The sequence below is a fragment of the Tissierella sp. genome (assembly GCF_052089545.1).
Lineage (GTDB): Bacteria > Bacillota > Clostridia > Tissierellales > Tissierellaceae > Tissierella_A.
Map to the genome: position 1 here is coordinate 1 of NZ_JBQDAA010000266.1, position 2,676 is coordinate 2,676.

The 2,676-nt window shown below is 30.2% G+C and carries 4 protein-coding genes; 3 read left to right on the forward strand and 1 reads right to left on the reverse strand.

Annotation, left to right across the window (positions count from 1 at the left end; genetic code table 11):
- Positions 1-59: 59 nt before the first annotated feature.
- Genes ACTHW2_RS12695 through ACTHW2_RS12705 form a run of 3 tightly spaced genes read left to right on the forward strand, consistent with a single transcriptional unit; the run spans position 60 to position 1,761 of the window.
- Positions 60-740 carry an HAD family hydrolase gene (locus ACTHW2_RS12695; RefSeq protein WP_014621064.1) on the forward strand — a complete coding sequence of 227 codons (681 nt, stop codon included), beginning with the start codon at positions 60-62 and terminating at the stop codon, positions 738-740.
- On the forward strand, positions 737-1,117 hold the full coding sequence (locus ACTHW2_RS12700; protein WP_014621065.1) for a carboxymuconolactone decarboxylase family protein: 381 nt from the start codon (positions 737-739) through the stop codon (positions 1,115-1,117). Before ACTHW2_RS12695 ends, ACTHW2_RS12700 begins: the two co-directional genes overlap by 4 nt.
- A gap of 8 nt (positions 1,118-1,125) precedes the next feature.
- Entirely contained in the window at positions 1,126-1,761 is a 636-nt protein-coding gene (locus tag ACTHW2_RS12705; RefSeq protein WP_014621066.1) for a histidine phosphatase family protein, read from the forward strand.
- Positions 1,762-1,893: 132 nt separating this feature from the next.
- Here the strand turns inward: ACTHW2_RS12705 and ACTHW2_RS12710 are convergent, their stop codons facing one another.
- Complete coding sequence (locus tag ACTHW2_RS12710; protein ID WP_014621067.1) at positions 1,894-2,424, reverse strand: hypothetical protein; 531 nt, start codon at positions 2,422-2,424, stop codon at positions 1,894-1,896.
- Between the last annotated feature and the right edge of the window lie 252 nt (positions 2,425-2,676).

The window sequence follows — 2,676 nt, forward strand, 5'->3', positions numbered from 1 at the left end:
GTTAAATGTTTTGAAAAATAAAAGTATATATGAAATTATGAAACATTAATGGAGGTAAAATGAATAGATTAAAATTAATTGCTTGCGATATAGATGGGGTGCTGTTGGAGGATACATTTAGTCCTGTTCTTAGAAATTTAGCCAAAAAGTATAATGTAGATTATACTGCAGAATTGGAAAACAATACCTTTTCTCAGAAAAGAAAAGAGGCTGCTGAATTTTTAAGAAAGTATTTTAAAATATTCAATAAAGTGACAAACGAAGAGATTTTACATGAATATTTTGAAGAACGTAATAAATTTCTTAAAGATGATAGAAATCCAATAATTGATGGAGTTCCGGAATTTTTGAACATGCTAACAACTTTGGATGTTAAATTAGTGTGCTACGGGGGTCTTGATGAGAGTGAGATTGATGATAGATTTAAACCTTATCTAAAATATTTTGATTGCTATATATGTACAAATTCCTTTAGGCCTGGAGTCAAGGAGATTGTAAAAAAATATGACTTACAATTTAATGAGGTTCTATTTATTGATGATGTCAATAGAGTAGCTGAGGAAGCCAAAAAATATAATATTCCCTTTATTGGTGTACCAGCCAGTTATTCTTGGGGATTTCAAAGTAAAGAAATGGAAAAAACAGGAGTAAAGTATACAGTCCATTCTGTTAGTGAAATTTCTAAAAATTATTTAGATCAAATTGATTCTGATAATTCAATTTGGCAAGAAAAGAATTGAGGTATATAGCATTGGATTCTAAATATAAAATAGGTGAAAATCAGTTAGCAAAAATGTTAGGAGATTCTGCAAATCAAACCAGAGAAATGTTGAAAGGAGACTTTTCTGATATTGAGAGGTATATCCTAGAGGTATCGTTTGGAGATATTTATAATCGCTCAGGGCTTGACTTAAGATTAAGAGAAGTTATAACTCTTTCTTCATTGATTTCTCAAGGTGCTTCTTCGGGACAGATTAGGCTTCATATGATCAGTCTGTTAAATTTGGGCTTTGCGAAAGAAGAGTTAATAGAATTAATTATTCAGTGCATACCAAATGTTGGCTTTCCAAAAGTATTAGATGCTGTGACGATAGCTAAGGAAGTATTTGATAGTTAAGATGAATCATGAATTATATTTATTTAATAAGACATGGTGAAACTCTTGCTAATGTTGAAAATGAAATTCAGGGAAAATCAGACTTTCATCTAACACTAAAGGGTAAAATAGCAGTTAAAGAGTTAGCCCTACAGTTTAAAAGAAGAAAAATTAAATTTGATCTGGCCTATTCAAGTGATCAAATAAGGGCAGTTGAGACAAAAAGAATTATTTTATCAACTCTGGGACTGAGTAATTCTATATCTAGGATTGACAAAAGACTTAGAGAATGGGACTTTGGTTCATTTGATGGGAAAGATATTAATTCAGTATTTAATGATATAGTAAAAGTCAATAATATAAGAGACAAGTCAAATTTATTATTAGAAGATGTAGCCAACTATTTGTATGAAAACGATGTTTTAAACGAAGTAGAAAGTTGGGAAAACTTAAAAAAGAGAATCTGGCTGTCATTTTTAAATATAGCCAGACATGTGACAGATAATAATATTTTGATAGTTAGTCATGGTTTAACGATATTAGTTTTACTCTATCTGCTTGATAAGGAAAATTTATATTTTAGAATCATTAAAAATGGATTCGTTGCAGTTATAAAATATGAAAATGGACTTTTTAAAATAGACAAGTTGTTGTCGGACTTCTAAAATCTTTTCTATCATCTGTAATATTGGGTCTGTGTTAACTACAATAGTGATATAGATAAACAGTTAAAAGGGAATTAATTTAGTTCCCTTTTGCTGTTTATTTTAGGATTTCATGCAATTCCTTAACACATTCTAAAGTTGTGATAGGAGACATGCAAATTCTGAAAGCCAATCTATTAATTTTTCAGCGATTTCATAAGAGCTGGACTCTTCTGGAAAGTCAGGAAAAAAGTTTGAGAGAGAGTTGCAAAACAATTTCTTGTGAGATTGAATAAAATCTGTGATATTACCTTTAGAATAACTATTAATCTTTTTGTTTAAAGTGTGTTTTAAAAGTGTATTATCAAAAGTAGAATCGGTTGTAATAAGCGTAGTTAATTGAGATAATAGCTGAATTTTGAAAGAGTCATCTTGTAAGAAAAGTTGTTTAGATGTTGGATAATTAAGTGTAGTTTGAAATGCTAATGAAGCGTTAAAACTCATGTTGCGTTTTCCTTTTATAATTTGGCTTACGGTTGTTTCAGAGAGAAGTTCGACCTCTCCGTCAAAATCATCATAGTAGCCAATTTGATTTTGTAAAATACTTAATTCCTTAAGTTGTTTCCTGATAAAATTACCTAAAAGTTTAGAGTATACTGGTCTGATAGTGTTTTTATATGCCACTGTTGGCTCCTTTCTCTAGTCCATCGACAGAAAGAAACCAGTTAGCTAAGCCGAAAAGAGTATGAAAAAAGCACACCAAAGAAACGGCGAAACTGTATATATAGAGTAAGTCTGTTTAGCGACTGTCTATACTATGAGTTTCGATCCGTCCTCTAGTGCGCACTATTTAGGACTAAATTATTTATTTATAAGGGTGGGATTCCTTATATGAAAATATTATCAAATCTCTAAAACTAAAATTAAGTAATTTTT